We start from the raw sequence: 24,789 nt of genomic DNA, 5'->3' as shown, positions 1-24,789 counted from the left end.
TTTAGTTAGCGGCAAGGACCGGGCGTAGCGGGCGGCTGAGATAGCGCTCGACAATCTGGAACAGAACCACATCAAACGCGCCGGGCTTGATCTGATCCAGTTCCGGGTCGCCGGCCTTGTTGTCGACAAAGACAACCGTTTCAAAACTGGCGTTGAAAAACTTCATCAACTGACCGGAAAACGAATCCCCGATGATCAGGATTGAACCTGCTTTGGGTCCAATTTTGCTCTGATCAATCTTGACCCTGTCGATGGTTTCCGGGGCGCCGTTTTCTTCGCCCAGAAGACCGTGCAAATCGCCTTGGAAATCTGTCTTTTTCTTCAGGTCAAACGCCGCCCGTGTGATGTCCGGAACGGCGACCCCTTGGTCCACAAGTGCGGCGCGGAGAGCCAGAAAGCCGTGATATGCCCCTAAATCTGTCCAATGGCTGTCCGTCTGAAAATAGATTTTTGCCTTTGGTTTGGCCGCCAGCAGCCCGGCACGCAGATCAACGAGGGGCAGGGTCCGCGCGGCAGCCTGGCGCTGGACTTCATCCAGCCGGGTTTCGCCCGCCGCCTGCCTCGGATATGCGCTGAGGTATTCGGGATAGACCGTGTGTTTGTTGGGGGCGATGGCCGCTACGAAGACTGCGCCGGATGCTTCGGCACGCTCTTGAATGCGCGCGAGACCATCCAGCCAGGCATCCGCCTCACCCGCTGCGAAGGGCAAAAGCCCCCGGTGCAGGGCCATAGCGCCGTTCAGGTCGTTGAACATCCATCCCTCATCGCCGCGCACGGCTTTGAACGCGGTGGTGGACCGCAGAACCTTGTCCATTTCGAACCCGATTTGCAGATATGTCCGGCGCAGGCCGAAATGATCGCGCATCCATGCATTGATCTGTTCCGGCACGTCGGACCAATTGGTGAGCAGGTCCGAGGCGGAGGGCAGACTGGCAAGGCGGCGGTTTTCGGCGCCTGCGTCCGCAGGGTTGCGTTGCAGGATATGCAGCGCCATGGGCATGGCGATCAGGGCGCAAAAGATCAGCGCGGTCAGCAGGTTACGGATGGGATGGCTGGACGTGGTCATGATCCCCTAAAACCTGAAATAGATGAACGGGTTGTAGGAGCCGGTGGCCAGATCGGCGGCACAGAGCACCAAAAGTGCAGCGATCCAGATCGGCTCAAGGACAGCGCGTGGTGCGGGGTGCGCCAATGCTTTGCCCCGCTGCGCCACCCACGCGGCAGCACGGCTTTCGGCAATCAGCGGCCAGATGGCGACCACGATGCCGATGGGCATGAGAATGGCCAGTTGTGGCGCGTAGATGTCCGCCAGGCCGACAGTGCCGGTGCCGCCGCCGATCAAAGCGCTGAAATAGATCATGGCATCGCCCCAATCTTCGGTGCGGAACGGCACCCAGGCCAGCATCACGATCAGCATCAGATAGACATGGCGCAGTGCGAGGGGCAGGGCGGTGATCAGGCGGCCCACGGGGCTGCGCTCCAGCACCAGAAAGGCGCCGTGCCACGCACCCCAGATGATGAAGGCCCATTCGGCCCCGTGCCAGAAGCCGCAGAGCAGGAAGACGATGGAGAGGTTGAGGTAAGTGCGCAGCGCACCGTGCCGGTTGCCGCCCAGAGGGATGTAGAGATATTCGCGGAACCACCGCGACAGCGACATGTGCCAGCGCCGCCAGAATTCGGTGATCGAGCGGGACATGTAGGGGAAGTTGAAGTTTTCGGGGAAGTCGAACCCCATCATCCGCCCCAACCCGAGCGCCATGTTGGAATAGCCTGCGAAATCGAAATAGATCTGCAGCGTATAGCAGGCGAGACCGAGCCAGGCGGCGCCGGGGCCGAGCTGCGCAAGCTCCGCGCCAAAGGCGGCATCGGCGGTTTGACCAAAGGCATTGGCCAGCAGGATTTTCTGCGCCAGCCCGCGGGTGAATTGCCGCGCGCCCGAGGCGAAACGGTCGATGCTGTGGCTGCGGGATTTGATCTGTTCGGCCACGGTATGAAAGCGCACGATCGGGCCGGCGATCAGCTGCGGGAACATCGAGATGAAAAGGGCCGTGTCCATCCAGCGGTCGGGTGCGTCGGCATCGCGACGGTAGATGTCGACCAGAAAGCTGATGGCCTGAAAGGTATAGAAGGAAATGCCAAGCGGCAGATGCAGATCAAGCGGCGGCGCGCCGGTTGTGGGATCTGCGCCCAGAAGAACCTCGGTCAGAAAGCCCGCGTATTTGAAAACGCCAAGGGCTGCGAGGTTCGCCGCGACGCCCAGGCTGAGCAGGCGCATGGTCGGCGTGGCGCTGAGACGGCGCGCGAAGGCGTGGTTCAGGGTGATGGATACGAGGAGCAAGAGCACAAAGACAGGCTCGCCCCAGGCATAGAAAACCAGGCTGCCCAGCAGGAAAACCAGATTGCGAAACGGCAGCAGGAAGTAGAGCGCCAAAAATGCGGGCAGGAAGTAGAAGAGAAAAGGAATGGAGGCGAAGGTCACGTCAAAGAAGGCCTGTCCGGTCTGGCGTCGCTTGATCTGTCATATCGGGCGGCTTGGCCCCGGGCAACCGCCTTAGACATCAATCCGCATGCCATCTTGACCCAGTGTCAGTGGCCCGTCCCATGTTTCCCGAATGGCATCGATCCAGTCCTGCGGTTTGATCGTGGCATCCGAGCCGGGCACAAAGTGATGCAGCACCAGATGTTTGATTTGTGCAGCTTGGGCAATCCGTCCCACATCCGGCGCATCGGTGTGACTGCGCAGCAGATGGTTTTTCAGCTGGTCGCCCGCATAGCCCAGATCGGCGCATAATCTGTCGACCCCTTGCCGCAGCAAAACCTCATGCACCAGAAGATCAGCGCCGTGGGCGAATTCCGCCATCGCATCGCAATAGGTGGTGTCGCCGGAGAAAACGATCTTGGTGCCATGCTCCTCGAACGCAAGGGCAAAGCTGTCGGTAATCGGAGGATGCTGATTGCGCAAGGCCTTGATCGTAACCCCGGCACCATCAAACAGGGTGCCTTCTGATATCTCGGTCAGGGTGACCAGCCCGGCAAGATCCGGCCGTCCTTCATCTTCGATCCGCAGATCGATGTCGAATGCCATAGAGGTCAGAAACGCCTTCCAATAAGCCGACAGCCCCGCGGGCCCGATAATGGGAACCGGCGTCTTTTTCCCGGTGGTCCACGCCGTGTGCACCAGCGGACCGAGCTCGAGATAGTGATCGGAATGCAGATGGGTGATCAGGATCAGATCGATTTCACCAAGGGCGATCCCCTGATCGCAGATGCCACGGGTCACCCCGAGCCCGGCATCGACCAATATGGTGAGGCCGCCGATATGGATCAGCGAAGATGTGGGCATGTTGGAGCCGGGCGAGATGGCCGGGCCACCTTTGACGCCCATTAGGGCCACCCATGTGGGGTCGTCGCGCCTCATCCGCACGCTCCGGTCGCTGCCGGCCTCAACGGCGACATAAAAAAGGCGCCTCTGCCGGAGCAGGGCGCCAATTTCGGTGTCATGTAAACCGGTTCAGGCTTTTTGCGGTGCGGCGGCCGCTTGGGGCTTGGCCGCAGCAGATTTGGTGTTCAGAGGATCATCCTGCCGTTGCACGGACCCTTCGAAATGCGCACCGGACTCGATGGCGATGGTCTTGTGAATGATGTCGCCTTCGACGCGGGCGGTAGAGGTCAGACGGACCTTTAGGCCACGCACGCGGCCCACGATGCGGCCGTTGACGACCACATCATCGGCAATCACTTCGCCCTTGATGGTCGCGGTCTCACCGATTGTCAGCAGATGCGCGCGGATGTCACCCTCGACCGTCCCTTCCACCTGTACGTCACCGGTGGTCTTGATGTTACCGGTCATGTGCAGATCGGTCGACAGGACCGATGCAGGCGGTTTGGCCTTGGGGGCGCTTGCCTTGAAATCACCGCCGGCGGCGGCTTCGGGTTTGAACGCGTCGGGCTTGCGGTCCGGCATGGCAGATTTTCCTGTGTCTTCAGTTTTTGAACCAGGTTCGTTGATTTTGCTTTTAGAAAACATCTCTTGCAGCCTTGATATAGATCATGGGGTTGACGGCTTTGCCGCCGACACGGACTTCGTAGTGTAGATGCGTGCCGGTGGAACGTCCAGTGTTCCCCATAGCAGCTATCTTCTGTCCGCGCGAGACCCTTTGGCCCTCTTTCACGAATATCTTGGAATTGTGAGCGTAGCGGGTTTCGATCCCGAACTCATGTTGGATCTTCACCATCAGGCCGTAACCTGAAAGCCACGTCGCATGGGTTACAACGCCATCGGCTGTGGAATAGATCGGTGTGCCATGCGGTGCGGCGAAATCGGTTCCTTTGTGCATGCGTCCCCACCGCATGCCGAAACCGGACGTGAACCGGAACGCATCCTTGACCGGCAAGGCAAAGGGCGCTTTTTGCGCGGCGATCCGGTAGAGGTTCAATTCGTCCATCTGATTGAGCAGGCGATTGGCGCGCAGCGTATCGGCTGAGGGCGCGTCACCACGTGTCGAGAAGGTCAGCGGGGTCAGGGGGCCGCCCTGTCCGGAATAGCCACTGCGTACCTGCGACATCAGGCTGTCTGTGTTCATGCCCGCCGCGCGGAACATCTTGTCCAGTGGCTCAACCGAAATGGTCATGGCTTCTTCCAGCTGGCGGAAAATCAGATCGTTCTTTTCCTTCATCAACTGGATTTCTTCGGCCATAACCTCGGCTTGCACCAAGGCGTCCTGCGCATCGGCGATGACCTGATCGCGTTCCTGCGCCGTTTCTTCGAGGGCCGCTGTCAGGAAGTCCACAGCGCCGCCAGCCTGTTCAGCAAGGTCGCCAGAGGTACCTGTCGCGGTATTGTCCTGTGACATCGCTTCGGACATTTCAGCGACCTCAAGGCGGGCCACTTCGCGTTCTTTCATGGTCCGGCGCAACGTTGATTGGATCACATCAATGCCGGTTTCCAATTCGTGACGGCGTATTTCCGAAGCCAGCAATTCCGATTGCATCACCGAAATCTGATCAAGGGCGGAGTTGAAGCGTTCCTGTGCGGCAACCGCTTCTTCGGCCCGCGCGTCACGCTCGGACGACAGCGCATTCAGGCGCGCCTCGTAAGTGCGCTGGTCTCGCTTGGCCTGTTCGCGGAAGTTGCCAGACCCGATGCTGTCCATCAAAAGGATGGCCGTCGCGATGATGGCCCAGGCGACGATCGCTGTGGCGCCAACGAAGGCAATCAGCTGTGATTCAGGTCGCAGTCGAATAAAACGGGTGTCAGTATCTGACCGCAGGAAAACGCGGCGCTCCGGAAAATGCCGCTCAAGCAGCGCATGGCATTTGATCGCAATCCTTGTACGCAAAACCTGTCCCTTTAGTGTCCCAAAACCCTTCGACAGCGCATCGTTTTTTATTGTCGCTATTGCGCCTTTCCGACGTGATTAACCAGCCGTTTCCTTTTGGGCAAGATTTTTGAACACTTGACGTTAGGAATTGGGCTAAATGTTGCTTTGCAGGCAAAAAATTGCCGATCTGCAAGGGGTTGACGGGAAAAGCGTCTCATTTTTTGCAGCATGCGGCGGTGCGAAATTCCAACTTCAACCCCGCGTTGTACTGCGCAACCGCGCCGGTCTGGTGCGCATCCAACGCTCAGCTTTGCGTGGGCGAGCCCACCGCAAGCGGCCAGTAGAAATCGGGTGGCAAACCGGCCTCGGCGCGCTTTTCTTCGTTGAAGGGGGGCTTCAGCGGGCCGTGGAAATAGCGACGTACCAGATCGTGAAACGCCTGTTTGGGGTCGATGTCATGGCGCCCGCAAAGAAAATGAAACCATTTCGACCCATTGGCCACATGAGCCACTTCTTCGGCATAGATCACCTTCATCGCATCGACGGATTTGGTGTCTTTTGCGCGTTCGAAAATCTCGATCATGCCGGGCGTCACATCCAGACCGCGTGCCTCCAGCACCATGGGCACCACGGCCAGCCGCCCCATGAAATCATCCACCGTGTCTTCGGCCGCGCGCCACATGCCCGCATGGGCAGGCAGCGCGCCATAATGGCTGCCCAATGCTTCAAGACAATCGCATATCAGATTGAAATGCTTGGATTCCTCGTCCGCCGCTTTGACCCAATCGTCAAAATATCCCATCGGCATCGGTACATCGGCAAAGCGCGCGATGATGTCCCAATGCAGGTCAACGGCATTGAGTTCGATATGCGCCACCGCGTGCAGGATCGCGATGCGGCCTTTTTCACTGCCGGGTTTGCGACGGGGCACATCACGCGGGTCGAGCAATTCAGGGCGGTCGGGCCGCGCGGGCCGAAGTGGCGGTGATGCGGTCCCCACCGGAATGTCTTCGCGCGCCTCGCGCGCGGCGATCCACCGCGCGGCATGGGCCCGCGACAGCGCCGTTTTGGTGCGGCCGTCGGCGGTTGTCAGCACCTCGACGGCCATCTGGCTGAGGGTTTCAGCGCTCATAGCGCCTGTGCGGCCTCCAGCACGGCCTCGGCATGGCCCGGCACTTTGACCTTGCGCCAGACCTGCGCAATCTTGCCATCCCCATCGATCAGGAAAGTCGTGCGCTCGATGCCCATGAACTTCTTGCCGTACATGCTTTTCTCTTTCCAGGTGCCGTATTGCTCGCACACGTCACCTTCGGCATCCGACAGAAGCGCCACGCCCAGATCATGCTTGTCGCGAAATTTATCGTGCTTGGCGACGGTATCCTTGGAGATGCCCATCACCGTCACACCAGCCTTGGCAAAGGCATCGGTCATGCCGGTGAAGGCGATGGCCTCCTTGGTGCAACCCGACGTGTCATCGCGCGGATAGAAGAACAAAACCACCTTGCCGGGGCGCAGCGACGACAGCGTGACATCGTCCCCGCCATCACGTGGCAGGGTGAAATCGGGGGCAAGATCGGACGTGTCGGACATGGTCTCTCCTTTGGGGATGCAAAATTGTGAGTTTCATATTAGATCGCAAGCGGCAAGAATAAAGCCTAAGAGGCAGCAAATCCCGGTACCCTGTCCAAATGATCCGGATGTGATGAGCGAAACGAGCGATCAAAAGACGACCCCTGAGCGCCGGAAACGGCGGTGGCCCCGGATCCTGTTCGGGCTCGTGCTGATCTGTGCGATGGCGGGGGTTTACGCCATGTCGCTTGTGGGCACACAGGTGAAGTTGCCCGATTGGGCGCGGACCAAGATCATTGAGCGCATGAATGCGGGCCAACAGGACATTGGCATCGGTGTGGGCGATATGGCCGTGATCATGCAGGAAGGCTGGAAGCCGCGCCTGCTGCTGAGCGATGTGCGCATTCTGGATGCCAATGGGGCGCCGCTTCTGAACCTGTCCAATATTGCGGGCACTTTCGCGCTGCAACCCCTGATGCAGGGTCAGTTGCAACCCGCCTCGGTGCAATTGTCCGGCGCGCGCGTCAGGCTGCGACGGGCGGAAGATGGCACGGTTGATCTGGCGCTTGGCGATGCGGCGCAGGCCGTGGATCAGGCGGCGAACTTTGCCGGACTGGCAGAAGATCTGGGCGCGTTTCTGGATCAGCCGCAGTTCTCGACGCTCAAGCGGATCAGTGCCGTGAACCTGAGCGTGCAGTTCGACGACGCCCGTGTCGGCAGATCATGGACCGTGGATGGCGGGCGCTTGGGCCTGACCCGTGATGGCGATGATCTGCGCATCAACGGCGATTTTGCCCTGCTGGGTGGGCGGGCCTATGCCACCACACTCGAGATGAATTACAGCGGCCGCATTGGCAGCAAGGCTGCTGATCTGGGCATCACGTTCGAGGATATGGCCACCGAAGATATTGCCGGACAATCCCCGGCGCTGACCTGGCTGAGCGCGCTCAAGGCGCCCATTTCTGGCGCACTTCGGGCGTCGGTGGATGCGGATGGGGCGCTTGGGCCGTTGAACGCGTCGCTGCAGATCGGTGAAGGCGTCTTGCAGCCGACCGATGCCACCGACCCGATCGCGTTTACCTCGGCCAGCAGCTATTTCACCTATGATCCGACGCTTCAGACGATGCAGTTCGATGAGGTCTCGCTGGTCAGCAACTGGGCTTCGGCGCGGGCCGAAGGGCAGGCGCGGCTGGTGGGTATCGAAAACGGTTTGCCCCGCGAAATCCTGAGCCAGATGCGCATCACTGAGATCACGGCCAATCCGGAAGGGTTTTATGCGGAACCCATTACCCTGCAGGAGGCGCGTGTGGACATGCGCCTGCAGATCGAGCCGTTCAACCTGTCCATCGGGCAACTGAACCTGACCGATCAGGGCAGCACATTGGCCATGACCGGCGCGTTGCGGGCCGACCCTGAGGGCTGGGATCTGGCGCTTGACGGACAGATGGATCAATTGACACCGGAACGGCTGGTGGCGCTCTGGCCGTTGAACGTCTCGGCAGACACGCGTGAATGGATCGACGAAAACGTGCGCGCCGCAGACCTGAGCAATGTGCAGGTGGGTATTCGGGCAGAGCCCGATCAGGCGGCCAATGTCAGCCTTGGGTTTGATTTCGAAAAGCTGACCACGCGTTTCATGAAAAAGATGCCCGAAATCAAGGACGCCACAGGCCACGGCGTCTTGCATGACAACCGCTTCGTCATCACCGCCCATTCCGGGCACATTGATGCCGCGCAGGGCGGGCAGATTGATGTTGCGGGCACTAGCTTCATTGTACCCGACGTGCGGCTCAGGCGGGGTCCGGCACAGGCCATTCTGAGCACCAACAGCACGATCACGGCGGCTCTGTCCTTGATCGATGAAGAGCCGCTGCGCCTGATGCAAAAGGCCGAACAATCGGTCACGCTGGCCGATGGGCGCGCCCGCCTGACCGGGCAGCTTGATTTTGCGCTCAAGCCCAAGCTCAAAACATCGGATGTGGCGTTCTCCGTCTCCGGCACGCTCAGCAATGTGCGCAGCGAAACGCTGGTCCCGGGGCGGGTCTTGCAGGCGGCCGCGCTCACGCTCGAAGTCGATAATGATGCGATACGAGTGGGCGGCGAGGGCCAACTCGGCGCCGTGCCTTTTGACGGGGCGTGGTTTTCCAAACTGGGCGAGGATGCCGAAGGCAAAAGCCGCGTCACCGGCCAGATCGAGATATCGGAACGTTTTGCAGATGAGTTCCGTGTCGGTTTGCCACCCGGGAGCATTTCTGGCGCGGGCAAAGCAGATATCACCATTGAAATGGAAAAGGGCGCGCCCGGTCGATTTTCGCTTTCGTCGAATTTGGTGGGCGTGGGGCTGACCCTTCGGCAACTGGATTGGCGATTGCCACAGGGGTCTGCGGGCACCCTGATCGTCACGGGCGGTCTGGGCACGCCGCCATCGATTGATACGCTCAGCATTGATGCGGGCGGGTTGAACGCCCAAGGGGCCGTGAACCTGCATTCTACTGGCGCGCTCGACCGGGCCTCATTCTCGCGCGTGCAGATGGGTACGTGGCTGGACGCGCCCGTCGACCTGATTGGCCGGGGGGCAGGGGCCACACCGGCGGTGCGTGTACGCGGCGGGCGGATCGATCTGCGCCAGACCTCTTTGGGGGTGGCGATGATGCTCAGCAACCCCTCGGGCGGCAAGGCGGCCCTGTCAATCTGGCGTTGGATCAACTGGTGATTTCGGACGGCATTATCCTGCGCGATTTCCGCGCTGATTTGGAAACGTCGCGCGGGGTGGATGGCAACTTCACCGGCAAGATCAACGGCGGTGCCGTGATCAACGGGCGCGTTGTGCCGCAGGGCACGCGCAGCGCGTTTCGCATCCAGTCGGAAAATGCCGGTGCCGTGATGGTCTCGGCGGGGCTTTTGCAAAATGCGCGGGACGGCAAGATGGATTTGATCCTGACACCCGCCGAAGAGAAAGGCAGTTATAATGGCCGCCTCGGCATAGATGATTTCCGCATTCGGGATATCCCCTCCATGGCCGCGCTTTTGAACGCGGTCAGCGTGATCGGCATTCTGGAGCAGCTGGAAGGTGACGGGCTGCATTTCAATCGCGTCGATGCGACGTTTCAGCTGACGCCAGATCGCGTGGTGCTGACCGAGGGCAGCGCCACGGGGGCGTCGCTCGGCATTTCGATGGATGGCTATTACTACATGGCCAGCAAACAGATGGACATGCAGGGCGTGTTTTCCCCGATCTATCTGGTCAATGCGATTGGCGGCATCTTCACCCGCAAGGGCGAAGGTCTTTTTGGGTTCACCTACACCATGAAAGGGTCTGCAAAAAATCCGAGCGTTGCCGTCAACCCGCTTTCGGCGCTGACGCCGGGTATGTTCCGTGATCTCTTTCGTCGTTCCCCGCCGAAAATCAATCGCGGCCCTGTATCTCAGGATGCGATCCAGCCCGCTCCGCGGGCCACGCCCGAGCCGGAACCGGATACAAGCCAATCTGATACCGGTGCGGACCGTTAGGACATTCCCATGCAATTGAGTGATTTCGATTTTGAGCTGCCCGACGGGCTGATCGCCACGCGGCCTGTGAAACCCCGCAGCGCAGCGCGGTTGCTGGTGGCCGAGGGCGCGCAGATCAGTGATGCGCAGGTGCATGATCTGGGCGCATGGTTGCGCCCGGGGGATCGGTTGGTGCTGAACGACACCAAGGTGATCCCTGCGCGGCTAAGCGGCGCGCGTCACCGGGACGGCGCAGCGGGTCAGACGGCCGCGCGGATCGAGGTCACGTTGCTGGATCCGGGTGTGGAGGGAACCTGGAAAGCCCTCGTCAAACCGCTCAAGAAAATCCGCGAGGGGGAGGTGATCATCTTTTCCGATGATCTGAGTGCCGAGCTTCTGGGCAAGGAAGACGGTCAGGCGCTCTTGCGCTTCAACCTGACCGGAGAGGATTTTGATTCCGCATTGGCGCAGGCCGGTGCCATGCCGCTGCCGCCCTATATTGCCGCTAAACGCGCGGCCGATGCTCAGGACAAGACCGATTACCAGACGGTGTTTGCCCGCAATCCCGGCGCGGTCGCGGCCCCCACGGCGTCGCTGCATTTTGATGCACCACTTCTGGAGGCACTCGCGGAAAAGGGTATCAAATTTACCCATGTGACCCTGCATGTGGGGGCGGGCACGTTTTTGCCTGTGAAGGTCGACGATGTGACCACCCACAAGATGCATGCAGAATGGGGCGAGGTCAGCCCGCAGGCCGCCGACGAGATTGCCGTGACCAAAGCCGCGGGCAACCGGGTGATCCCCGTGGGCACAACCGCGCTGCGCCTGATCGAAAGTGCGGCCGCCGCAACTGGCCAGATCGCCCCGTGGGAGGGTGAGACGGATATCTTTATCTACCCCGGATTTACCTTCCGGGTCACCGACGCGCTGATGACCAATTTTCACCTGCCACGCTCGACACTAATGATGCTGGTGTCGGCCCTGATGGGACAAGACGAAATCCGGCAGATTTATGCCCATGCGATTGCCGAAAAATACCGATTTTTTTCCTACGGTGACGCTTCGTTATTGATCCCGGATTAAAACGCTGTCACGGGGGCGAAAAGCGACCCTTACTGAGTCGTTTCCACGGATGACAACGCTGTTCCGGTCCCTATTCTGGGCGGAGCATTCAGGAGTTTGGTGATGTTCAAGGTGTTGTCCAGCGCATGGGCGTTGCTGCTCGGTATGATGCTTTTGCAGGTGGGCAATGGCCTGCAGGGTACTCTTTTGGGCGTGCGCGGCGAAATCGAAGGGTTTTCCACCTTTGCCATGTCGCTGGTGATGTCGGGGTACTTCCTGGGCTTTCTCTTTGGATCCAAAATGGCACCTGAGCTGATTCACCGCGTGGGCCATGTGCGCGTCTTTGCGGCCCTCGGCTCACTGATTTCTGCGGTGTTGATCCTCTATCCCGCGTTGACGGACCCCTGGGCCTGGGCTCTGGGGCGCATCCTGATCGGCTTCTGCTTTTCGGGCGTCTACGTGACCGCCGAAAGTTGGCTCAACAACGCGTCATCCAATGAAACCCGCGGGCAAGCACTGTCGCTTTACATGATCATGCAGATGGTCGGCATCGTCTCGGCGCAGGGCATCATGGTGATGGCGGATGCGTCGGGTTACGTGCTCTTTGTGATCGCCTCGGTCTGCGTGTCGGTGGCCTTTGCGCCGATCCTGTTGTCGGTCAGTCCGACACCGGCCTATGACACCACGAAACCGATGAGCCTGCGGGAAATCCTGCGCATTTCACCGCTTGGTTGCGTGGGCATGTTGCTTCTGGGCGGGGTCTTCTCGGCACAGTTTGGCATGGCGGCGGTCTACGGCGCTGAGGCGGGGCTGAGCATTGGCCAAATATCGACCTTTGTTGCGACGTTCTATATCGCGGCGTTGATCGTGCAATATCCGCTTGGTTACCTGTCGGACCGGATGGACCGGCGCGTGTTGATCATGGGATCGGCGCTGGCGGCCGGGGCCGGGGGCTTGCTGGCCATGTTCTTTGGCGGCTATTTCCCGATGCTTTTGGTGAGTGCGTTCCTGATCGGGGGCACGACAAACCCGCTTTATTCGCTGCTGATTGCTTATACCAACGACTTTCTGGAAAGCGACGATATGGCGGCCGCGGCGGGCGGTATGGTCTTTATCAACGGGCTGGGCGCGGTTGGCGGACCGGTGGCGACAGCCTGGGTCATGGGGGCTATCGGGCCATCCGGGTTCTTCCTCTTTATTGCCATCCTGATGTTCATCATGGCGGCCTATGCAGCCTACCGGATGACGCAGCGTGCGGCACCGTCGGTAGAAGAGACCGACAGCTACACATGGGTGACACCGTCCGCGTCGCCCATGGCGGTCACATTTGCGCAGGAATATGACATCGAAGCCGCCGAGGCGGAGGCAGAGGCCGAAGCCGGATCTGAGGCCGCAGCGGCAGAACGGTAACACTCACCTCTATATGTCGTTCCGTAGCAAATATTTACTACCCGGTCTGGTAACAGTTGGGTAACGTGATTACGTAAAGTTAATTGAGTACATCATAGGACACCAAGGAGACACCTATGGTCACGCCTGACGACGTATTGAGTTTTTGGTTAGATGAAGTTGGACCGTCGGGTTGGTATGAAACCTCCCCCGAACTGGACCAAACCGTGAAATCCCGCTTTGAGGCGGCATGGCACGAAGCCCGAGAAGGCCGCTTTGGTCTGTGGCTGACCTATCCATCCGGCACATTGGCATATCTGCTTTTGATGGATCAATTTCCCCGCAACATGTTCCGAGATCACGCCGATGCGTTTGCAACGGACCGGCATGGTTTGGCGGCTGCCAAAGCGGCGATCCACCGCAAATGGGACCAGCGCATTGATGAGCCTGCGCGGCAGTTCTTCTATCTGCCATTGATGCATTCGGAAAACCTCTGCGATCAGGAACGGTGCGTCCGGCTGATCCTGGAGCGGATGCCGCAATATGGTGCGTCCAACCTGCTGCATGCCCGGGCACATCGTGAAGTGATCCGCATGTTTGGCCGTTTCCCGTATCGCAATGCGTCTTTGGGGCGCGAAAGCACGGCGGCCGAGTTGGAATATCTGGCAAATGGCGCGTATGGCGAAACGCTGCGAACGTTGCAGAAAGCGGATGCCGCGTAGCTAACAATCTGAAAAGAAAAAATTCCCTGCGTGTCCGTGGCCATATGCTGCGCGCGCAACATGTCGCGTTGCTGCGGGTGCGAAGATAGTTTAATATCAAACTAGTTTCAAAAAACCCGGAGAGACTCATGGCGTCCAAATCCTTTGATATGATTGTAATTGGGGCGGGCCCTGGAGGGTATGTCTCGGCCATTCGTGCGGCCCAGAACGGTCTGAACGTGGCCATCGTCGAACGGGAACATATGGGCGGGATTTGCCTCAACTGGGGCTGCATCCCGACCAAGGCCATGCTGCGCTCGTCGGAGGTGTTTCATCTGATGCACCGGGCCAAGGAATTCGGCCTCAAGGCGGATGGTATTGATTACGATTTGGATGCGGTTGTCAAACGGTCGCGCGGCGTGGCCAAACAACTCAACAGCGGCGTTGGACATCTGCTGAAAAAGAACAAGGTCACCGCCTTCATGGGTGCGGCTACACTGACCGGCAAAGGCAAGGTCAGCGTCAAGACCGACAAGGGCACCGAAGAATTGACGGCCAAGAATATCGTGCTGGCCACCGGCGCCCGGGCGCGGGAGTTGCCGGGGCTGGAAGCCGATGGCGATCTGGTCTGGACCTACAAACATGCGCTGATGCCCCCCCGGATGCCCAAAAAGCTTCTGGTGATCGGGTCGGGTGCCATCGGCATTGAATTCGCCAGTTTCTACAACACGCTTGGGTCCGACACGACCGTGGTTGAGGTGATGGACCGCGTTTTGCCTGTGGAAGATGCGGAAATCAGCGGATTGGCCAAGAAGGCGTTTGAAAAACAGGGCATGAAGATCATGCAGAAGGCCACGGTCAAGCAACTTGATCGCGCCAAGGGCAAGGTCACCGCGCATATCGAAATTGGTGGCAAGATTGAGAAACACGATTTTGATACGGTGATTTCGGCCGTGGGCATCGTGGGCAATTGCGAGGGTCTGGGACTTGAAGAACTGGGCGTGAAGATCGACCGCACCCATGTGGTCACGGATGAGTTTTGCCGCACTGCTGTTGACGGTCTCTATGCCATCGGTGACATCGCCGGCGCGCCCTGGTTGGCGCATAAGGCCAGCCATGAGGGTGTGATGGTGGCCGATCTGATTGCGGGCAAACACGCCCATCCGGTCAAGCCCGAAAGCATCGCGGGCTGTACCTATTGTCACCCACAGGTTGCATCCGTTGGCCTGACGGAGGCCAAGGCGAAAGAGGCTGGCTATGACATCAAGGTGGGCCGGTTTCCCTTTATCGGGAACGGTAAGGCGATTGCGTTGGGCGAACCTGAGGGGTTGGTCAAAACCATCTTTGACGTCAAAACCGGTGAACTGCTCGGCGCGCATATGATCGGGGCCGAGGTGACCGAATTGATCCAGGGGTATGTGGTGGGTCGACAGCTGGAAACCACCGAAGAAGACCTGATGAACACGGTTTTCCCGCATCCGACGCTCAGCGAAATGATGCATGAAAGCGTACTGGAAGCCTTCGATAAGGTCATCCATATCTGATCAATTTGCCGGGCATCCCGGTAGCTGTTTCGCTGTAAATCTCAAAACCCTCGATCTGTCTTTGCATGGGCATCGGGGGTTTTTCTTGTCTTGCGTTGCGGGGCAGTGCCGGCGCGCAGTGCGGTGCGTTGAGGCGTTGGAAACACATCTTTTACTTGTATCGGGTATTCTAAAGGCCGCTTGGGTGGGGTCGATTCCGTCTGGAGGAGCCGATGTCAGTACTGAAACTGCGCTATGCCCTGACTATTTGGATCTTGAGTGTCGCTGCACCCGCATGGGGGCAGGGCTGGCAAGGGCCTTACGTTGGCGTGCATCTCGGTGGTGCCGTGGCCGAATTTTCCGGTGAAACGCCCGTTACCCTCGGACCGTCCGGTGACACAGTTGGTCTCGTTGGTGGTTTTCAGCTTGGGTATAACTGGCAGCGTGGGCAATCGGTTCTGGGGGCAGAGGCGGATATTTCCCTCACCGATGTCAGTGATCGTTTTACATCGGGGCAGTTCGATGAAGAGTTGATGACGTCGCTGCGGATCAGGGCCGGTGTTGCTCAGGGCGAAACGCTGGTCTTCGGCGCGCTTGGCATTGCGTGGACGGAGCGGGACAGCTCGATCACCGGTGTCGGATCACGTAGCGATTTTGAGCCGGGGCTGATGCTGGGCGGCGGGGCAGAACGTTTTATCTGGGACAACGTTACCGGCCGGGTAGAGGCCTATTACGTCGATGTGCCTGGCGAAACGCAAACCGTTGGAACCACGCCAACGTCGAACGGATCACAAAATGTCGTCTTCCGCGCAGGCTTGAGTTTGCATTTCTGACCGGTGCCGGTGCGCCGGTCTGCTGACATCATGAGTCATCAGCCGCTGTGACGTGGCAGAATCCTGCATTGGTTCTTGCGTGTTCACCTATTGTTCACATTTTTAACTTGGAAGAACGGACGCGCTCAACTATCTGTAGTCCACTTACAACCGGGGGACCAGATGGCCGATCTGAAGAAAATCGAGGTGCGTGGTGCGCGCGAGCACAATCTGGCGTCGATTGACGTGGATATTCCCCGCGATGAGCTGGTGGTGATCACGGGTCTTTCGGGGTCGGGCAAGTCCTCTCTGGCGTTTGATACGATTTATGCCGAAGGGCAGCGTCGCTATGTTGAATCGCTGAGCGCCTATGCCCGCCAGTTCCTGAATATGATGGAAAAACCGGATGTGGATCACATCAGCGGGCTTTCCCCGGCGATTTCCATCGAACAGAAGACCACGTCAAAAAATCCGCGCTCGACCGTGGGCACCGTGACCGAGATTTACGACTATATGCGGCTCTTGTTTGCCCGCGTCGGTACGCCGTATTCACCAACCACCGGCAAGCCCATCGAAGCACAGCAGGTGCAGGATATGGTCGACCGTGTGATGACGATGGAAGAAGGGCTCCGGGCCTATCTTCTGGCGCCGATTGTGCGGGACCGAAAAGGTGAATACCGCAAGGAATTCATCGAGTTACGCAAACAAGGCTTCCAACGGGTCAAGGTGGATGGGGCATTTCACGATCTGGACGATCCGCCAAAGCTCGACAAGAAATACCGCCATGACATTGACGTTGTCGTGGATCGGATCGTGGTCAAATCGGGGCTGGAGACGCGGCTTGCAGACAGTTTTCGCACGGCACTTGATCTGGCCGATGGCATTGCAGTGCTGGAAACCGCTCCGAAGGATGCGGATCCCGAGCGTATCACTTTCAGCGAGAATTTCGCCTGTCCGGTCAGCGGGTTCACCATTCCCGAAATTGAACCGCGGCTGTTTTCGTTCAACGCGCCGTTTGGGGCCTGTCCGGAATGTGATGGCCTTGGCGCGGAGCTCTTTTTCGATGAGCGCCTTGTGGTGCCCGATCAGAACCTGAAGATTTACGATGGGGCGCTGGCGCCGTGGCGCAAGGGAAAATCACCCTATTTTCTTCAGACGATTGAGGCGATTGCCAAGCATTACGAGTTCGACAAGAACACCAAGTGGAAAGATCTGCCCGCCCATATCCAACAGGTGTTCCTGCACGGCTCCGGTGAGGAGGAAATCCAGTTCCGCTATGATGAAGGTGGACGGGTCTACCAGGTCAGCCGGGTATTCGAGGGCGTCATCCCCAACATGGAGCGCAGGTACCGCGAGACCGATAGCAACTGGATTCGGGAAGAATTCGAGCGTTATCAGAACAATCGGCCCTGTGGTGCCTGTGGCGGCTACCGTCTGCGCGAAGAGGCACTTGCGGTGAAAATCGCCGGTTTGCATGTGGGGCAGGTGGTTCAGATGTCGATCCGCGAGGCATTTGACTGGTGTCAGACGGTTCCCGATAGCTTGACCAAGCAGAAAAACGAGATCGCGCATGCGATCCTCAAGGAAATTCGCGAACGGCTCGGGTTCCTGAACAATGTGGGGCTCGAATATCTGACGCTCAGCCGGAATGCGGGCACGCTGAGCGGTGGTGAAAGCCAGCGCATCCGGCTGGCCAGCCAGATCGGTTCTGGCCTTACCGGTGTCCTTTACGTGCTGGATGAGCCGTCAATTGGCCTGCATCAGCGGGACAATGGCCGGTTGCTGGAAACGCTGAAAAACCTGCGCGATCAGGGTAATACCGTGATTGTGGTCGAACATGATGAGGAGGCCATTCGCACCGCCGATTACGTGTTTGACATCGGGCCGGGTGCGGGGGTGCATGGCGGCCGGGTGGTCAGCCACGGTACGCCTGATCAGGTGACGGCGGATGCGAATTCGATCACCGGGCAGTATCTCTCGGGTCAGCGCGCCATCGAATTTTCGTCGGAACGCCGCAAGGGAAATGGCAAAAAGATCAAGGTGGTCAAGGCGACCGGTAACAACCTCAAAAACGTCACGGCGGAGTTCCCCTTGGGTAAATTCGTCTGCGTCACGGGTGTGTCCGGCGGCGGGAAATCAACGCTGACAATCGAAACCTTGTTCAAGACGGCCTCAATGCGACTCAACGGGGCGCGCCAGACGCCCGCACCTTGCGAAACCATCAAGGGGTTGGAGCATCTGGATAAGGTGATCGACATCGATCAGCGCCCCATTGGCCGCACCCCGCGGTCAAATCCGGCCACCTATACCGGGGCATTCACGCCCATTCGTGACTGGTTCGCGGGGCTGCCCGAGGCCAAAGCACGCGGGTATAAACCGGGCCGTTTCAGCTTCAACGTTAAGGGCGGGCGCTGTGAGGCGTGTCAGGGCGACGGGCTGATCAAGATCGAAATGCACTTTCTGCCGGATGTCTATGTGACCTGCGAAACCTGTCAGGGCAAACGTTACAACCGCGAGACGCTTGAGATCACATTCAAGGGCAAATCCATCGCGGATGTGCTGGATATGACGGTTGAGGACGCGCAGGAGTTTTTCAAAGCGGTGCCGTCTATCCGCGAAAAGATGGATGCGCTGAGTCGCGTGGGCCTGGGCTATATCAAGGTGGGCCAGCAGGCGACGACGCTCTCGGGCGGTGAGGCGCAGCGGGTGAAACTGTCCAAGGAACTGGCGAAACGTTCGACGGGGCGCACGCTCTATATCTTGGATGAACCCACAACGGGTCTGCATTTCGAGGACGTGAAGAAGCTCCTGCAAGTCCTTCATGAGCTTGTGGAAACCGGCAACACGGTCATTGTGATCGAGCATAATCTGGACGTTGTCAAAACCGCCGACTGGATCATCGATATTGGCCCTGAAGGGGGCGATGGCGGCGGTGAGATTGTGGCCACCGGCACGCCCGAAAGCGTCGCAGAGGTGAACGCCAGCCATACCGGCAAATACCTCAAGGACATGCTCAAGCCCAACAAGGTAGCGGCGGAATAAAAAAGGGTCCGCAAGGACCCTTTCGCAATTGTTTTGTTGGGATCGAGCTTGGTCAGCGCGCCATGGGTCCAATCACCATGATCATCTGACGGCCTTCCATCTTGGGCATGTTCTCGACCTTGCCAATTTCCTTGGTGTCCTCGGCCACACGCTCCAGGAGGTCACGACCCAGTTCCTGGTGCGCCATTTCGCGGCCACGAAAACGCAGAGTGACTTTCACCTTATCCCCGTTTTCCAGAAACTTGGTCACGTTGCGCATTTTGACTTCGTAGTCATGCGTATCGGTATTGGGCCGGAATTTGACCTCTTTGACCTCGATGACCTTTTGTTTCTTGCGGGCCTCGGATTCGCGCTTTTGCTGTTCGTATTTATACTTGCCGTAATCCATGATCTTGGCGACCGGTGGATTGGCATTCGGTGAAATCTCAACCAGATCAAGCCCGGCTTCGTCAGCCATATCAAGGGCTTGCTCGGGTGACACCACTCCGGCGTTTTCACCGTCGGCGCCAATCAGGCGGATTTCGGTGGCGCGGATATTTTCGTTGACGCGGGGGCCGGTGTCGCGCGTTGGTGGCGCGTTGTGGGGTCTGCGAGCTATGGTTTTGTTCCTTCGATTACATTCTCTTACACGGCGGCAAACTATCTGTGCCGGGGCGGTGATTCAAGCGCCAATATCGGCTGATCTGAGCCGAAATCCCCCATATTCCCCCTTGTGCCTTTCCATTTGCGGCTGCATCTGGTGTGACACAGAACATAACGCCCTTGGAGTTTTGAAGGGCTTGAAAATTAAGAGGAACCAAGATGAAAAATCTGCTTTGGATCGCGGTGGCAGCTGTCGTTTTGATCGGAGGATACATGCTGTTTACCGGCAAGTCGGTGGAAGAGATCACCGAATCCGTCACGGAAGGCGTTGAAGCGCCTGAGGCACTGGAAAGTGCTGTCGACGCGGCGGGAGATGCAGCGGACGCGGTGGCCGACACGGCCAGCGAAGCGGCGGATGCCGCAGCGGATGCAGCCAGTGATGCCGTCGATACGGCAACCGAAGCGGCCGAAAGCGCGGCTGATGCGGCAAGTGATGCGGTTGATACGGCCACAGAAGCCGCTGGCAACGCCGCGGATGCGGCGGCTGATGCGGCAAGCGACGCTGTCGATGGTGCTGCAAATCTGGCAGAAGGCGCTGCAGACACGGCGACAGAAGCCGCGGAAGGGGCTGCAGACGCGGCAGCTGACGCGGTCGATACGGCCACAGAAGCGGCTGAAAACGCGGCCGATGCGGTAACGGACACAGCCACAGAGGCGGCAGACGCGGCCACCGATACCGCGACAGAAGCTGCTGACGCGGCTGCGGATACGGCCACGGAAGCTGCGGATGCTGCTGCTGATACGGCGGCCGAGGCGGCAGATGCCGCAACGGACACAGCGGCGGAAGCGGCAGACGCGGCGGCCGATACGGCGGCTGAAGCGACAGAAGCGGCAACAGATGCGGCCACGGATACAGCGACAGAAGCGGCGGATACGGCTGCGGAAGCCGCCGACACAGCGACGGAAGCTGCAACCGATGCGGCGACAGATACCGCAACTGAGGCCGCTGCTGACGCAACCGCCGATACAGCTGCGGAGGCGCTGACCGTTGAAAACTTCAGCATGGAAAAAGTCAGCGAGATGATCGCGAATTCCGAGCTGGGTGACATCAAGAAAGTGGCGCTTGAGCAATCGCTGAAAGCGGCACAGGACAATCCGGAAATGCTGAAAACCGCATTGGAGACTGTCCGTGAGGCGCTTGGCCTCTAAGCCAGACGGCCTAAACAAAAAAGAACCCGCGCGGGGATATCCTCGCGCGGGTTTTTTCGTGTCCGGAGGGTGTTGGCCCTAGTCGAGGAAGGCCTTTTCCACCACGTATTCCTTGGGATCCGAATTGGCACCTTCGCGCAGCCCGTAGCCCTCAAGCATCTCCTTGATCTCAAGGTTGAAGGCCATGTTGCCACAGACCATCGCGCGGTCCGTTTCGGGGCTGAGCGGGGCAACGCCCAGATCGGTAAACGCCTCGCCCGAGCGCATGAGGTCGGTGATCCGGCCCATCTTGGGGCTTTCTTCGCGGGTTGTCGTGGGGTAATAGCGCAGCTTTTTCAGGTTCTCTTCGCCGATCAATTCCTGCAGCATCTCGTCATTGCGGATGCTTTCGATCAGCTCGGCGCCATAGGTCAATTCGCCCACTTCGCGGCAGGTATGGGTAATGATCACCTCATCATAATCTTCATAGGTCTGCGGATCGCGCAAGAGCGACGCAAAAGGCGCAAACCCGGTGCCCGTGGCAAAGAACCAGATGCGTTTGCCCGGAAGCAAAGCGTCATGCACCAGCGTGCCCACGGGTTTGGGGCGCAGGATGATCTCATCGCCGGGCTGGATGTGCTGCAAGCGGCTGGTCAGCGGGCCGTCCTGCACCTTGATAGAATAAAATTCCAGCTCTTCATCCCAGGAGGGTGAGGCGATGGAATAGGCGCGCAGAAGCGGCTTTTGCTTGCCGGTCTTCGGGTCCGGGTCGCCCATCAGGCCGATCATCACAAACTCGCCCGAGCGAAAACGCAGCGAGGCGGGCCGGGTCACGCGGAAGGAAAACAGCCGGTCGGTCCAGTGTTTCACCTGCGTCACCTTCTGCGCGTCGGGCAGGGTCGGGACTTTGACGGCTTTGGCTTCGGTCACGTTGATTATCTCATTCATGGCGTCTTGCCGATCTTCTAGACCGGCACCTTTCATTAATCTTTGATCCAAGTCAGGGGAAGGGGCAATCAGCCGCGCACGCGGGCCTGATAGTCATGGGCTTGCCACTGGGCGCGGAATTGCCATTGATCTTCGGGTTGGCGGGCGGCCAGTTCATCGCTGATCTCGACCTCATCAAAACCTGACCGTCGGGCCATGGCGTATTGATCGGCAATCACGTGGCCCTTGGCGCGCAGGTGGCCGTCATACCCCATCAGGCGCAGTTGCCGCGCGATGGTAAAGCCGCGGCCATCCGCCGAGCTTGGGAAATCAACCCGCACCATGCGCAGCGTGTCGAGGCGGTCCTTCAGGTCCGCCGGATCGGCATCGGATGGCACATCAATGGCGGATGTATCGGGGGTCGCGTCGGCTAGCGGTGTGAACCCTTGGTTCCAGCCGTCTGCGCCAAAGCCTTCATCGGTGACGATCACGTTCATGCGTTCACTCCTTTTCGGACCATTTTGCCATCGACAAAATGAATTCCACATTCGGTTTTCTCGGTATCGCGCCAGCGTCCGGCGCGTGGGTCTTCGCCCGGTTTCACAGGCGAGGTGCAGGGCATGCAGCCAATCGACGGATAGCCTTTGGCCACCAGTGGATGGCGGGGCAGGCGATTTTCTTCGATATAGGTGCGGATGTCATCCGGGGTCCAATGGGCCAGCGGGTTGACCTTGATCCGGTGTGTGCCGTCTTCGACCTCGAAAAACTCCAGACCAGACCGCGTGCTGCCCTGGTAGCGTTTGCGCCCGGTGATCCAGCCGTCAAAACTGTGCAACGCCGCCTGCAGGGGCAGGGTCTTGCGCAGGGTGCAGCAGGCATCCGGGTCGCTTTTGTGCAGATCGTTCTGCGGGTCATTGAGCCACAGACTGTTTTGCGACGCATGCAGGATGCGCACATCGCTGAGCCCCAGTCGCTCGGCCACCTCCTGCTGGTAGACCAGCGTATCGGTGAAAAGCATCTCGGTGTCGATGAAGATGACCGGCGTGTCGCGCTTGAGGACCGATACCATGTGCAACAGCACAACAGATTCCGCGCCAAAGCTCGACACCAGCGCCAGCTTGCCAGCATAGGGGTCCTTGAGCGCCTGATGCAGGACCGCCGCCGCCGAGTGATGGCGGTAGCGATCGTTGAGCGCCCTGACCCGTGTGGTCAGGTCATTCTGCGGCATAGGCCTTGTCCTGTTCGTAGAGGGCCACTTTGAACGGGCCCATGCCAACGCGCGCGTAGGTTTGGGCGAAGGTTTCCGCCGGATCATTGCGCAGATCGAGATAGGCAAAAACGATCCGCTCGATCGCTGGCAGGATGTCATCCGCCGAGAAACCGGGGCCGGTGCGATCCCCCACGCGGGCATTTTCCGTGGCATCACCACCAAGCGTGATCTGGTAGTTTTCCACGCCCGCACGATCCAGACCCAGAATGCCGATGTGACCCACATGGTGGTGGCCACAGGCGTTGATGCAGCCCGAGATCTTGATCTTGAGATCACCCACCTCATGCTCCAGCTTCAGCTCATCAAACCGCGTGGCAATCTCCTGCGCCACAGGGATCGACCGCGCTGTGGCCAGCGCACAGTAATCCATGCCGGGGCAGGCGATGATATCACTGATAAGGCCAATATTGGCGGTGCCGAGCCCGTGCTTTTTCAGCATGGCGTGCAGAACCGGCAGATCGGATTTGTGCACGTGGGGCAGGATCACGTTCTGCTCATGGCTGATGCGGATCTGATCGTGGCCGTATTTCTCGGCCAGTTCGGCCATCACCCGCATCTGCTCAGATGAGGCATCCCCCGGCGTTGCGCCATGGGCCTTGAGGCTGATTTGCACGATCGCGTAGCCCGGCGCGCGGTGCTCGGCCAGGTTGGTGTCGGCCCAGGACCGGAAGATTGGGTCATGCTTATAGGCTGTCTCATACTCGGCCACCGACGCATCGCGGAAGGCGGGCGCGGCAAAGGCCTCCTTGATCTCGGCAAAAAGCTTGAGGTCAACGCCGGTAAAGCTCGGGCGAATGAGGGCAAACCGCTCTTCCACGCGGGCGCGAATGTCGTCGATGCCATGCTCATGCACGGTGATCTTGATGCGCGCCTTGTATTTGTTGTCACGACGACCGAGCAGGTTCCAGACGCTGACCGTGGCCTCGATGTAGGGCAACAGGTCTTCCTGGCTGACGAAATCATTCAGCACCTTGCCGATCATCGGCGTGCGGCCCAAACCACCGCCCACAATCACGCGGTAGCCGATTTCGCCGTCCTGTTCGACGATCTGGATGCCGATATCATGGGCTTTGATCACCGCGCGGTCATTCGGGCTGCCGGTCACGGCAATCTTGAATTTGCGCGGCAGGAACTGGAATTCGGCATGATCGGTGGACCATTGGCGAATAAGCTCGGCCACCGGGCGCGGATCAGCAATTTCATCAGCCGCGGCACCGGCGAAATGGTCGGCGGTCACGTTGCGGATGGTGTTGCCGCTGGTTTGGATCGCGTGCATCTCAACCTCGGCCAGCGCATCGAGCATATCGGGGATGTCGCTGAGCTTGGGCCAGTTGAACTGGATGTTCTGGCGGGTGGTGAAGTGGCCATAGCCCTTGTCCCACTTCTCGGCGATATCGGCCAGTTTGCGCATCTGCGCGCTGCCCAATGTGCCATAAGGGATGGCCACCCGCAGCATGTAGGCGTGCAGCTGCAGGTAGAGGCCGTTCATTAGGCGCAGGGGTTTGAATTCATCCTCGGTCAGCGAGCCGTCAATGCGACGGGCCACCTGGGCGCGGAATTGCTTGTTGCGCTCGGCCACAAAGGCCGTGTCGAAATCGTTGTACTTATACATCGGTCAACTCCGCTTGCTTTCCGTGGTTGTAGTTCGAGGGGCCGGTGCGCCGGAAATCCTCGCGAAAATGGGTGGGCTCCGGGCCGTTTTCGCCTGGGGTGACATCGGTCAGGTACGCGCCAACGACCAGCTCAGGCTGACCTTCGGCCTGCAAAAGGCGCAGTTTGGCGTAATCTTCTTCGGTGATCACTTCGGCCTCGGACAGTTTCCGGGTCCAGGTGTCATCACTGGTCAGGTAAATGACATCGCCTTCGATCAGGGCATTGGCGGTCACGACTTTGGGTGTGAATTCACGGGGCATG

General features: G+C 59.2%; 22 protein-coding genes. 9 read left to right on the top strand and 13 right to left on the bottom strand.

Translation table 11 applies throughout. The features are described from left to right. Window position 1 precedes the first annotated feature (1 nt). From ACZ1HJ_RS16250 to ACZ1HJ_RS16220, 7 genes are all read right to left on the bottom strand, one after another. On the bottom strand, window positions 2-1,066 hold the full coding sequence (locus ACZ1HJ_RS16250; RefSeq protein ID WP_472719686.1) for an alginate O-acetyltransferase AlgX-related protein: 1,065 nt from the start codon (window positions 1,064-1,066) through the stop codon (window positions 2-4). 6 nt (window positions 1,067-1,072) lie between these two features. After that, the gene (locus ACZ1HJ_RS16245; protein ID WP_472719685.1) at window positions 1,073-2,479 is read right to left on the bottom strand and encodes an MBOAT family O-acyltransferase; all 1,407 of its coding nucleotides are present in this window, start codon (window positions 2,477-2,479) and stop codon (window positions 1,073-1,075) included. A 72-nt stretch (window positions 2,480-2,551) separates the two neighbouring features. After that, window positions 2,552-3,418 (bottom strand): MBL fold metallo-hydrolase, encoded by an 867-nt coding sequence (locus ACZ1HJ_RS16240; RefSeq protein ID WP_472719684.1) that lies wholly within the window; start codon window positions 3,416-3,418, stop codon window positions 2,552-2,554. Between the two features lie 93 nt (window positions 3,419-3,511). After that, on the bottom strand, window positions 3,512-4,027 hold the full coding sequence (locus ACZ1HJ_RS16235) for a bactofilin family protein (protein ID WP_472719683.1): 516 nt from the start codon (window positions 4,025-4,027) through the stop codon (window positions 3,512-3,514). Next, complete coding sequence (locus ACZ1HJ_RS16230) at window positions 4,017-5,339, bottom strand: DUF5930 domain-containing protein (RefSeq protein ID WP_472719682.1); 1,323 nt, start codon at window positions 5,337-5,339, stop codon at window positions 4,017-4,019. The genes ACZ1HJ_RS16235 and ACZ1HJ_RS16230 overlap by 11 nt, the downstream gene beginning before the upstream one ends. Window positions 5,340-5,625: 286 nt before the next feature. Continuing rightward, the gene (locus ACZ1HJ_RS16225; protein ID WP_472719681.1) at window positions 5,626-6,453 is read right to left on the bottom strand and encodes a ferritin-like domain-containing protein; all 828 of its coding nucleotides are present in this window, start codon (window positions 6,451-6,453) and stop codon (window positions 5,626-5,628) included. Further along, complete coding sequence (locus tag ACZ1HJ_RS16220; RefSeq protein ID WP_472719680.1) at window positions 6,450-6,911, bottom strand: peroxiredoxin; 462 nt, start codon at window positions 6,909-6,911, stop codon at window positions 6,450-6,452. The genes ACZ1HJ_RS16225 and ACZ1HJ_RS16220 overlap by 4 nt, the downstream gene beginning before the upstream one ends. Before the next feature lie 112 nt (window positions 6,912-7,023). Here ACZ1HJ_RS16220 and ACZ1HJ_RS16215 point away from each other — a divergent pair, with 112 nt between their 5' ends. From ACZ1HJ_RS16215 to uvrA, 8 genes are all read left to right on the top strand, one after another. Next, window positions 7,024-9,603: a YhdP family protein gene (locus ACZ1HJ_RS16215; RefSeq protein ID WP_472719679.1), complete on the top strand. Its 2,580-nt coding sequence runs from the start codon at window positions 7,024-7,026 to the stop codon at window positions 9,601-9,603. After that, complete coding sequence (locus ACZ1HJ_RS16210) at window positions 9,600-10,400, top strand: hypothetical protein (protein ID WP_472719678.1); 801 nt, start codon at window positions 9,600-9,602, stop codon at window positions 10,398-10,400. Before ACZ1HJ_RS16215 ends, ACZ1HJ_RS16210 begins: the two co-directional genes overlap by 4 nt. Before the next feature lie 9 nt (window positions 10,401-10,409). Continuing rightward, entirely contained in the window at window positions 10,410-11,462 is a 1,053-nt protein-coding gene (gene queA / locus ACZ1HJ_RS16205) for a tRNA preQ1(34) S-adenosylmethionine ribosyltransferase-isomerase QueA (RefSeq protein ID WP_472719677.1), read from the top strand. Window positions 11,463-11,564: 102 nt separating this feature from the next. Further along, a complete protein-coding gene (locus ACZ1HJ_RS16200) occupies window positions 11,565-12,851 on the top strand; it encodes an MFS transporter (protein WP_472719676.1) in 1,287 nt (428 codons plus the stop codon). A gap of 116 nt (window positions 12,852-12,967) precedes the next feature. After that, complete coding sequence (locus tag ACZ1HJ_RS16195; protein ID WP_472719675.1) at window positions 12,968-13,552, top strand: DUF924 family protein; 585 nt, start codon at window positions 12,968-12,970, stop codon at window positions 13,550-13,552. Window positions 13,553-13,680: 128 nt separating this feature from the next. Beyond that, entirely contained in the window at window positions 13,681-15,075 is a 1,395-nt protein-coding gene (lpdA, locus tag ACZ1HJ_RS16190) for a dihydrolipoyl dehydrogenase (protein WP_472719674.1), read from the top strand. 212 nt (window positions 15,076-15,287) lie between these two features. After that, a complete protein-coding gene (locus tag ACZ1HJ_RS16185) occupies window positions 15,288-15,887 on the top strand; it encodes an outer membrane protein (protein WP_472719673.1) in 600 nt (199 codons plus the stop codon). 162 nt (window positions 15,888-16,049) lie between these two features. Further along, window positions 16,050-18,908, top strand: coding sequence for an excinuclease ABC subunit UvrA (gene uvrA, locus ACZ1HJ_RS16180; RefSeq protein ID WP_472719672.1), 2,859 nt, complete (start codon window positions 16,050-16,052; stop codon window positions 18,906-18,908). Window positions 18,909-18,960: 52 nt separating this feature from the next. On the opposite strand, the gene infC is transcribed toward uvrA, so the two are convergent. Continuing rightward, window positions 18,961-19,419: a translation initiation factor IF-3 gene (gene infC / locus ACZ1HJ_RS16175; protein ID WP_472722226.1), complete on the bottom strand. Its 459-nt coding sequence runs from the start codon at window positions 19,417-19,419 to the stop codon at window positions 18,961-18,963. Window positions 19,420-19,709: 290 nt separating this feature from the next. On the opposite strand from infC, the gene ACZ1HJ_RS16170 reads away from it, so the two are divergent. After that, window positions 19,710-20,699, top strand: coding sequence for a translation initiation factor 3 (locus ACZ1HJ_RS16170; RefSeq protein ID WP_472719671.1), 990 nt, complete (start codon window positions 19,710-19,712; stop codon window positions 20,697-20,699). A 78-nt stretch (window positions 20,700-20,777) separates the two neighbouring features. On the opposite strand, the gene ACZ1HJ_RS16165 is transcribed toward ACZ1HJ_RS16170, so the two are convergent. The 5 genes from ACZ1HJ_RS16165 to ACZ1HJ_RS16145 form a co-directional block, all read right to left on the bottom strand. Continuing rightward, entirely contained in the window at window positions 20,778-21,626 is an 849-nt protein-coding gene (locus ACZ1HJ_RS16165) for a ferredoxin--NADP reductase (RefSeq protein WP_472719670.1), read from the bottom strand. Between the two features lie 68 nt (window positions 21,627-21,694). Continuing rightward, the gene (locus ACZ1HJ_RS16160) at window positions 21,695-22,102 is read right to left on the bottom strand and encodes a DUF934 domain-containing protein (RefSeq protein WP_472719669.1); all 408 of its coding nucleotides are present in this window, start codon (window positions 22,100-22,102) and stop codon (window positions 21,695-21,697) included. After that, a complete protein-coding gene (locus ACZ1HJ_RS16155) occupies window positions 22,099-22,833 on the bottom strand; it encodes a phosphoadenylyl-sulfate reductase (RefSeq protein ID WP_472719668.1) in 735 nt (244 codons plus the stop codon). The genes ACZ1HJ_RS16160 and ACZ1HJ_RS16155 overlap by 4 nt, the downstream gene beginning before the upstream one ends. Then, on the bottom strand, window positions 22,820-24,487 hold the full coding sequence (locus ACZ1HJ_RS16150) for a nitrite/sulfite reductase (protein WP_472719667.1): 1,668 nt from the start codon (window positions 24,485-24,487) through the stop codon (window positions 22,820-22,822). The genes ACZ1HJ_RS16155 and ACZ1HJ_RS16150 overlap by 14 nt, the downstream gene beginning before the upstream one ends. Next, window positions 24,480-24,788: a DUF2849 domain-containing protein gene (locus ACZ1HJ_RS16145; RefSeq protein ID WP_472719666.1), complete on the bottom strand. Its 309-nt coding sequence runs from the start codon at window positions 24,786-24,788 to the stop codon at window positions 24,480-24,482. Before ACZ1HJ_RS16145 ends, ACZ1HJ_RS16150 begins: the two co-directional genes overlap by 8 nt. Window position 24,789 lies beyond the last annotated feature (1 nt).

The sequence above is a fragment of the Roseovarius sp. JB2-10 genome (assembly GCF_055693585.1).
Note: the sequence above shows the minus strand (reverse complement) of the source record. Positions and strands in the feature narration are given on the sequence as shown.

Bases quoted from the DNA above. Each gene is read 5' to 3' on its own strand.
- ACZ1HJ_RS16250 (WP_472719686.1), bottom strand. From the start codon at position 1,066: ATGACCACGTCCAGCCATCCCATCCGTAACCTGCTGACCGCGCTGATC.
- ACZ1HJ_RS16240 (WP_472719684.1), bottom strand. From the start codon at position 3,418: ATGAGGCGCGACGACCCCACATGGGTGGCCCTAATGGGCGTCAAAGGT.
- ACZ1HJ_RS16235 (WP_472719683.1), bottom strand. From the start codon at position 4,027: ATGTTTTCTAAAAGCAAAATCAACGAACCTGGTTCAAAAACTGAAGAC.
- ACZ1HJ_RS16225 (WP_472719681.1), bottom strand. From the start codon at position 6,453: ATGAGCGCTGAAACCCTCAGCCAGATGGCCGTCGAGGTGCTGACAACC.
- ACZ1HJ_RS16220 (WP_472719680.1), bottom strand. From the start codon at position 6,911: ATGTCCGACACGTCCGATCTTGCCCCCGATTTCACCCTGCCACGTGAT.
- ACZ1HJ_RS16215 (WP_472719679.1), top strand. From the start codon at position 7,024: ATGAGCGAAACGAGCGATCAAAAGACGACCCCTGAGCGCCGGAAACGG.
- queA (WP_472719677.1), top strand. From the start codon at position 10,410: ATGCAATTGAGTGATTTCGATTTTGAGCTGCCCGACGGGCTGATCGCC.
- ACZ1HJ_RS16200 (WP_472719676.1), top strand. From the start codon at position 11,565: ATGTTCAAGGTGTTGTCCAGCGCATGGGCGTTGCTGCTCGGTATGATG.
- ACZ1HJ_RS16195 (WP_472719675.1), top strand. From the start codon at position 12,968: ATGGTCACGCCTGACGACGTATTGAGTTTTTGGTTAGATGAAGTTGGA.
- lpdA (WP_472719674.1), top strand. From the start codon at position 13,681: ATGGCGTCCAAATCCTTTGATATGATTGTAATTGGGGCGGGCCCTGGA.
- ACZ1HJ_RS16185 (WP_472719673.1), top strand. From the start codon at position 15,288: ATGTCAGTACTGAAACTGCGCTATGCCCTGACTATTTGGATCTTGAGT.
- uvrA (WP_472719672.1), top strand. From the start codon at position 16,050: ATGGCCGATCTGAAGAAAATCGAGGTGCGTGGTGCGCGCGAGCACAAT.
- ACZ1HJ_RS16170 (WP_472719671.1), top strand. From the start codon at position 19,710: ATGAAAAATCTGCTTTGGATCGCGGTGGCAGCTGTCGTTTTGATCGGA.
- ACZ1HJ_RS16165 (WP_472719670.1), bottom strand. From the start codon at position 21,626: ATGAATGAGATAATCAACGTGACCGAAGCCAAAGCCGTCAAAGTCCCG.
- ACZ1HJ_RS16160 (WP_472719669.1), bottom strand. From the start codon at position 22,102: ATGAACGTGATCGTCACCGATGAAGGCTTTGGCGCAGACGGCTGGAAC.
- ACZ1HJ_RS16155 (WP_472719668.1), bottom strand. From the start codon at position 22,833: ATGCCGCAGAATGACCTGACCACACGGGTCAGGGCGCTCAACGATCGC.
- ACZ1HJ_RS16150 (WP_472719667.1), bottom strand. From the start codon at position 24,487: ATGTATAAGTACAACGATTTCGACACGGCCTTTGTGGCCGAGCGCAAC.
- ACZ1HJ_RS16145 (WP_472719666.1), bottom strand. From the start codon at position 24,788: ATGCCCCGTGAATTCACACCCAAAGTCGTGACCGCCAATGCCCTGATC.